Raw genomic sequence first — 7,077 nt, 5'->3', positions numbered from 1 at the left:
GCTCGTCGTCGGCGTCGGGCACGTAGCCCGCCATGGCGCGCGAGCCGTAGCCGGTGGGAACGCCGGCTCGGTTCCAGAGATCCTTGTCGGCAGACGGCAGCCCCCACAGCGGTGCCGTCGTCGGCACCGAGGTCTCGACGAAGCGCGCGCGCTCGAGCGCCTCATCGCCGGTGACGGTGACGAAGGCGCCGACCACGTCGTTCACCGCCTCGATGCGCTCGAGGTAGGCCTCGGTCAGCTCGACCGGGCTGATCTGCCGGCTCTGCAGCAGCTGCCACTGCTCGAGGGCGGTGTATTCGTGCAGGTTCGTGTCGTCGCCGGCATCCTCGATCTCGCTCACTCCCCCACTCTCGCACTGCGCGCTTCGCGTGTCGGCCGGCTCGAGCCCGTTGCGCTGCTCAGATCCTCTCGACGCGGCACGGATCCGAGCAGCGCGAAGAGGATCCGAGCAGCGCGACGCGACGCGGGACTCAACGCGGCGCCGCGCGCGGAAGCTGCCGGGATGACGTGCCGGCGCTCAGTGGCCCGCGCGCGGCGGCCGCAGGCGCGTGTCCTCGAGGTCGAGCATCGTCTGCACGCTGGCGAGCGCCCGCGTCGAATAGCGCCCGAGCCGCTGCTCCTCGACCAGCTTCTCGCGCTCCGCATCGACGACGAGCCGGCGCAGTGCCATGAACAGCTGGTGCGGGCGCTGATCGAGCGGAACGTCGGAGGCGCGCACCCGCTCCCAGGCGACCTCGGAGCGCAGGAAGGTGCTCTGACGCACCCGCTCGAGCACGTCGGGGTCGATCTCGCCCTCGATCCCGAGCGCCTCGCGCGGGTCGTCGAGCGCCTTGAGGCCGGCATTGCTGACCTCGTCGAGCAGGCGGGCGACGTCGCGCCCGTCGGCGTCCGCGTCCACGCCGGGAATCCGCAGCAGCTTGATCAGCCACGGCAGAGTGCCGCCCTGCACGACGAGGCTCGCGACCGCCACGGTGAAGGCGATCAGGATGAGCTGCGAGCGATACGGGACGCTGCCGTCCGTCGGCAGCGACTGCGCCGCAGCCAGGGTGACGACGCCGCGCATGCCCGACCAGCCGAGCGCGATGCCCCCGCGCCAGTCGATCTGGTTCTCACGATCGTGGTCGAGATCGGCACGACGCCGCGCGTAGTCCTGCTCGGCGCGCCGTTTTCGCCGCGCGTCGCGCGGCTTCTCGACCGGGTGGGCGCGGAAGTACGACAGCCACAGCCACTGGCGCAGCAGCCGTTTCTCGCGACGGGCGACGGCGCGGCGCATACCGGCCAGCAACGGCACGATCCACGCGAAGCGGATGACGATGAGCGCGGCGGTGGCGAGCAGGCCGATGCCAACGGATGCCCCGATGCTCAGCACCGACTGATTGACGTGGTCCACGAGGAAGCGGATCTGCAGGCCGATCGCCAGGAACACCGCATTCTCGAGCAGGAACTGGACCGTGCCCCAGTTGATGCGCTCGTTGATGCGGGCCTGCGCAGAGAGGCGCCGCGGCCCCACGCCGCCGACGTAGAGCCCGGCGATCACGACGGCCAGAACGCCCGACGCGTTGAGGGCCTCCGCTGGCATGAACGCGACGAAGGGGACGATGAGCGAGATGGCGGTGTCGAGCGTGGCATCCGTGAAGCGCGAGCGCACCCATGTCGTCACGATGCCGGCCGCGAGCCCGATGATCACCGCGACCACGACGGCGTAGCCGAAGTCCGTCGCCACGTGCCAGGGCGTGCCGATGCCGCCGGCGACGACGGCGAGCGCCGAGCGCAGCAGCACCAGGGCCGTGGCGTCGTTGAGGAGCCCCTCGCCCTCGAGCAGGGTGAGCAGGCGCGGCGGCAGCCCGAGGCGCCGCCCGATCGACGTCGCCGCGACGGCGTCGGGCGGGGAGATGATGGCGCCGAGCGCGATGCCCGCCGCGAGATTGAGGTGCGGCAGCAGCGTGTAGAGCAGGAATCCCGAGCCGAGGGCCGTGATGACGACGAGGACGATCGAGAGGCTCGCGATGGGGGCGAGGTTCCGGCGGAAGTCGGTGATCGGCACGGTGAGGGCTGCGGCATACAGCACCGGTGGCAGCACGACGTCGAGGATCAGCTCGTACGGCACCTCGACCTCGGGCACGCCGGGAAGGAACGAGATGCCGACGCCGACGAGCACGAGGATGATGGGCGCCGCGATGCCGAGGCGCCGAGAGAACGCGGCGACAGCCACGATGACGCCCACGCCGATGATCGCGTAGACGCCGAGCTCCATGCCTCTCAGCCTATGAGGCGGCTGAGCGTTTTTCTTAACGTCCGCCGCATACGCAGCTGGGAACCGCTGACCTGTCTAGAGCGGAACGGCGAGCTGTGCCGAGATCTGCGCGCGCACGATGCCGGTCATATCCGTGCGGCCGCCGTCGAGCAGCCACTGCAGCTGCAGGCCGTCCATCAGAGCGACGAGCTGTGGGCCGGCCGCGTCCGGGTCGACGCCCTCCTTGAGCTGTCCGCGCTCCTGTGCGAGGCGATAGGCGCGGGTCGTCGCGCAGAGCGTGTGGGCGTAGCGGGCGACGAAGTAGTCGTGCGCGGGATGCTCGCTGCTGGTCGCCTCGGCCGAGAGCACGGCATACAGCTCGACCACTCCCCGCCGTCGCGCGTTCAACTCGACGATGTCGACCAGCCGTCGCAGCACGGCCACGCCGTCGCCCTCGTCTTCGTCGAGCGTCGAGGAGTCGATCTCGTCGCGGCGTTCGAGCACCGCGAGCAGCAGCGCCTCCTTGGTCGCGAAGTAGTGCAGCAGGCCCGGGTGCGAGATGCCGACGCGGGCGGCGAGTTCGCGCAGCGACGCGCTGCGGTACCCGACCTCGCCGAACAGCGTCATCGCCTCGTCGAGGATCTGCTGGCGGCGCGCGCGGCCCTTCGCGTACCCGCCGGAACGCCGGGAGGCGGTTGCTTCGTCTTTGATCGTCATGCCCTGCCCAGGATGCCACGGCCGAGCCGATCTGAATATTTACCACTCGGTCAGTTATCGGTGTTAGCCTCGCTGCGGTGCGGCCAGAGTGGGCCGCCGGACAGAGGAGTTCAAGGATGAACGTGCAACTCGACCAGACGTCGGCGTCTGGCCCGTCTGCACACAAGGAAGCGCGCTCGGCTTCAGCCAGCACCGGCGTCCTCGTGATGTATGTCGTCGGGTTCTTCATGATGTACATCGCCGTCATGACACCGGTCGTCAGCACTCTCGCGGTCAAGGTCTCGACCCTGACCGACGATGCCCATCGAGTGGGGGCGCTGAGCGCGGTCACCGGCGTCGGCGCCTTCTTCGCCTTTGTGGCGAACCCGATCGCCGGGGCGCTCTCCGACCGCACGACCTCGAGGTTCGGCATGCGCAAGCCGTGGCTTCTCGCCGGCGTGATCGGCGGCGTCGTCGGCGTCGTGATCATCGCGGTGGCCGGCGCGATCTGGCAGGTCGTGATCGGGTGGGCGCTCGCTCAGACGGCGTTCAACGCGGCGCAGGCCGCGTTCCAGGCGGTCCTGCCCGACCAGGTGGACGAGGCGCGGCGCGCCAAGGTGTCCGGCTGGGTCGGCACCGGGCAGAACGTCTCCGCCCTCGTCGGCATCGGCATCGCGACAGTGCTCGCGGGTGCCGGCATCGCCACGGCGTGGATGATCATCATCCCCGCGGCTCTCGGCCTGATCGGCGTCGTGATGTTCTCCCTGGTGCTGCGCGACCGCGTGCTCGACAAGGCGAGCGCAGAGCCGTTCCACCTCGGCCGCTTCTTCGCCGGCTTCTGGGTCAGCCCGCGTAAGTTCCCCGACTTCGGCTGGGCCTGGCTGGGGCGCTTCCTGATGCTGTTCGGCTTCGCCTCGTACAACAACTACCAGCTGTACTACCTGCAGGACCGGTTCGGCTTCGACACCGCGACCGCCCTCAGCTGGCAGCTGCGCCTGATGATCCTGCAGGCGATCCTGCTCACTCTCTCGGCGGCGCTCGGCGGCTGGCTCTCCGACCGGCTGCGCCGCCGCAAGGTCTTCGTCATCATCGCGACCGTGCTCGCCGGCGCCGCCCTCGCCGTCTTCGCGCTGGCCGGCCACCCCAGCCTCCTCTACGTCGCCTCCGGCCTGTTCGGTCTCGGCTTCGGCGCCTACATGGCCGTCGACCTTGCTCTGGTCACCGACGTGCTGCCGAACCGCGAGACCGAGGCCGCGAAGAACATGGGGGTCTTCAACATCGCGAATGCGCTGCCGCAGTCCCTCGCGCCCGCGGTCGCCCCGGCGCTGCTCGCCATCGGCGCGGGCGGCGGCGAGAACTACACCTCCCTCTTCCTCATCGGCGCGGTGATCATCGTGATCGGCGCGGTGAGCACCATGTTCATTCGCGGCGCACGCTGACCCGAGACGAAAGCAGATACACAGACATGACCGACACCACCTCCCGCATCGACATCCCCCGTCTTCTCGCCGAGCTGAGTCTCGAAGAGAAGGCCGCCCTGCTCGACGGCTCGGACTTCTGGAATACGCAGGGCGACGATTCCCGCGGCATCCCCGCGATCATGCTCACCGACGGCCCGCACGGGCTGCGGAAGCAGGCGGAGGGCGCCGACCACCTGGGCCTCAACGCGTCCGTTCCCGCCACCTGCTTCCCGCCCGCCGCGGGCCTCGCCTCCAGCTGGGACCCGGCGCTCATGCAGCGCGTCGGCGCAGCGCTCGGCGACGAGTGCCGCGCCGCCGACGTCGCCGTGCTGCTCGGGCCGGGCGTCAACATGAAGCGCTCGCCGCTGTGCGGCCGCAACTTCGAGTACTTCTCGGAAGACCCGCTGCTGGCCGGCTCGCTCGCCACCGGGCTCGTCACCGGCATCCAGAGCAAGCAGGTCGGCACCTCGCTGAAGCACTTCGCGGCCAACAACCAGGAGACCGACCGTATGACGGTCGACGCTCAGGTCGATGAGCGCACGCTGCGCGAGATCTACCTTCCCGCGTTCGAGAAGGTCGTCACCGAGGCGCAGCCCTGGACCGTGATGTGCTCGTACAACAAGATCAACGGCGTCTACGCCTCCGAGAACCGCTGGCTGCTCACCGAGGTGCTGCGCGAGGACTGGGGCTACGAGGGCCTCGTCGTCTCCGACTGGGGCGCCGTCAATGAGCGCGACAAGGCGGTCGCGGCCGGCCTCGACCTCGAGATGCCGTCGTCGGCCGGCGTCGGGCAGCGCCGCATCGTGGAGGCGGTCGCGGCCGGCACGCTCAGCGAGGAATCCGTCGACGCCGCGGTCGCCAACGTGCTGGGTCTGGTCGCCAAGTCGCAGAACCGCGAGCCGCTCGATTCGTTCGACGTCGATGCGCACCACGCCCTCGCGCGTGAGGCGGCGCTCGAAAGCGCGGTACTGCTCAAGAACGAGGGCGGCATTCTGCCCCTCGCCGCGCAGGGCGGGCCCGTCGCGGTGATCGGCGAGTTCGCCCGCACGCCGCGATTCCAGGGCGCCGGCTCGTCTCAGGTCAACCCGACCCGCATCGATTCCGCGCTTGAGGCGCTCGAGCTGGCCCTGCTCGGGAAGCGCGAGCTGCTCTTTGCGCCCGGCTTCGAGATCGAGGCGGATGCCGCGGACGACGCTCTCGTCGCCGAGGCGGTCGAGGCCGCCCGCACCGCCGAGGTCGCCCTCGTCTTCCTCGGCCTGCCGCCGTCGTACGAGTCCGAGGGCTACGACCGCGAGCACATGGAGCTGCCCGCGCAGCAGCTCGCCCTGCTCGAGGCCGTCGCGGCCGTGAACGAGAACGTGGTCGTGGTGCTCTCGAACGGCTCGGCCGTCACGGTCTCGGGTTGGGAGGGCCGGGCCAAGGCGATCCTCGAGGGCTGGTTGCTCGGTCAGGCCGGCGGGTCGGCGACCGCGGCTCTGCTCCTGGGCGAGGCGAATCCCTCAGGCAAGCTCGCCGAGACCATCCCGGTGCGCTTCGAGGACAACCCGGCCATCGGCAACTTCCCCGGCGAGAACGGTGTCGTGCGCTACGGCGAGGGCCTGCTCATCGGCTACCGCTGGTACGACGCGCACGCGCTGCCCGTCTCGTACCCGTTCGGCCACGGCCTCTCGTACACGAGCTTCGCCTACTCCGAGCTCGCGGTCGACGTCCTCGACGACAGCGCCTCGCCGCGCGTCCGGGTCGGCCTCACCGTCACGAACACGGGGCGGGCCGCGGGCGCCGAGGTCGTGCAGGTCTACGTGACGGATGCCGAGGCATCGGTCTACCGCCCCGAGCAGGAGCTGCGCGGCTTCGCACGCGTGCACCTCGAGCCCGGCCAGTCGCAGACCGTCGCGATCGAGCTCGACTCGCGCGCCTTCGCGTTCTGGAGCACCGCCGCGCACGCGTGGGTCGTCGAGGGCGGCAGCTTCGACATCCGCGTCGGCGCGTCGAGCCGCGACATCCGCCTCACCGACACCGTCACGCTCACGGGAGCCGAGATCACCCCGCCCCTCGCGGTCGACTCGACCGCCGACCAGTTCCTCGCCCACCCGCGGGGCGGCGCATGGCTGCGAGAGGCGCTCGCGGGCACCGAGATGGGCGCGATGCTCTTCGACGAGACGCATGGTCGAATGATGCGGGCCATCCCCCTCGTGCGCCTCTCCCGGTTCCCCGGCGCGCCCTTCGACGAGTCCGCCCTCGCCGAGGCCGCCGCACTGGCGTCGGCTCAGGCGTGAGCGGCGACGAGATGGGCGGGGCCCGCTACCGGGATCCGGGCGCGCCGGTTGCAGAGAGGGTCGCCGACCTCCTCGCGCGGATGACGCTCGAGGAGAAGGCGGCTCAGCTCTTCCAGACCATGGTGCAGGTGGGCTCCGGCGGCACGCTCGTCGAGGACACCGGGCGCTTCGGGCTGCCCGGCACGAGCGAGCTCGTGGTCGAGCGCGGGCTGACGCACCTCAACGTGCTGGGCGCCCCCGGCACCGCCCGCGAGTTCGCGCTCTGGCACAACCGGCTGCAGGAGCTCGCGGCGGCCACCCGCCTGGGCATTCCGGTGACGGTGGCCACCGACCCACGCCACTCCTTCACCGACAACCCGGGAACGGGCCTGCTCGCCGGCCCGTTCTCGCAGTGGCCGGAGACGCTCGGGCT

At 70.6% G+C, this 7,077-nt stretch carries 5 protein-coding genes and 1 pseudogene; 3 read left to right on the top strand and 3 right to left on the bottom strand.

The window, feature by feature from the left end; all coding sequences use genetic code 11:
- The 3 genes from ACM2XV_RS10765 to ACM2XV_RS10755 all read right to left on the bottom strand — a co-directional run.
- Nucleotides 1–340 (bottom strand): amidase family protein (locus tag ACM2XV_RS10765; protein WP_487026924.1); only part of this gene is annotated, 340 nt, incomplete at its 3' end.
- Between the two features lie 177 nt (nucleotides 341–517).
- Nucleotides 518–2,254 carry a cation:proton antiporter gene (locus tag ACM2XV_RS10760; protein ID WP_487026923.1) on the bottom strand — a complete coding sequence of 579 codons (1,737 nt, stop codon included), beginning with the start codon at nucleotides 2,252–2,254 and terminating at the stop codon, nucleotides 518–520.
- Nucleotides 2,255–2,329: 75 nt separating this feature from the next.
- Entirely contained in the window at nucleotides 2,330–2,950 is a 621-nt protein-coding gene (locus ACM2XV_RS10755; RefSeq protein WP_344774440.1) for a TetR/AcrR family transcriptional regulator, read from the bottom strand.
- Nucleotides 2,951–3,066: 116 nt separating this feature from the next.
- Between ACM2XV_RS10755 and ACM2XV_RS10750 the strand changes: the two genes are divergently transcribed.
- The 3 genes and pseudogenes from ACM2XV_RS10750 to ACM2XV_RS10740 all read left to right on the top strand — a co-directional run.
- Nucleotides 3,067–4,368, top strand: a complete 1,302-nt coding sequence (locus tag ACM2XV_RS10750; protein WP_487026922.1) for an MFS transporter — start codon at nucleotides 3,067–3,069, stop codon at nucleotides 4,366–4,368.
- A 26-nt stretch (nucleotides 4,369–4,394) separates the two neighbouring features.
- A complete protein-coding gene (locus tag ACM2XV_RS10745) occupies nucleotides 4,395–6,665 on the top strand; it encodes a beta-glucosidase (protein WP_344774444.1) in 2,271 nt (756 codons plus the stop codon).
- Nucleotides 6,662–7,077: pseudogene (locus ACM2XV_RS10740) on the top strand (glycoside hydrolase family 3 protein); the annotation flags it as partial. The gene ACM2XV_RS10745 and the pseudogene ACM2XV_RS10740, both read left to right, overlap by 4 nt.

It is taken from the genome of Gryllotalpicola sp. CP2-P1 (genome assembly GCF_057512245.1).
Note: the sequence above shows the minus strand (reverse complement) of the source record. Positions and strands in the feature narration are given on the sequence as shown.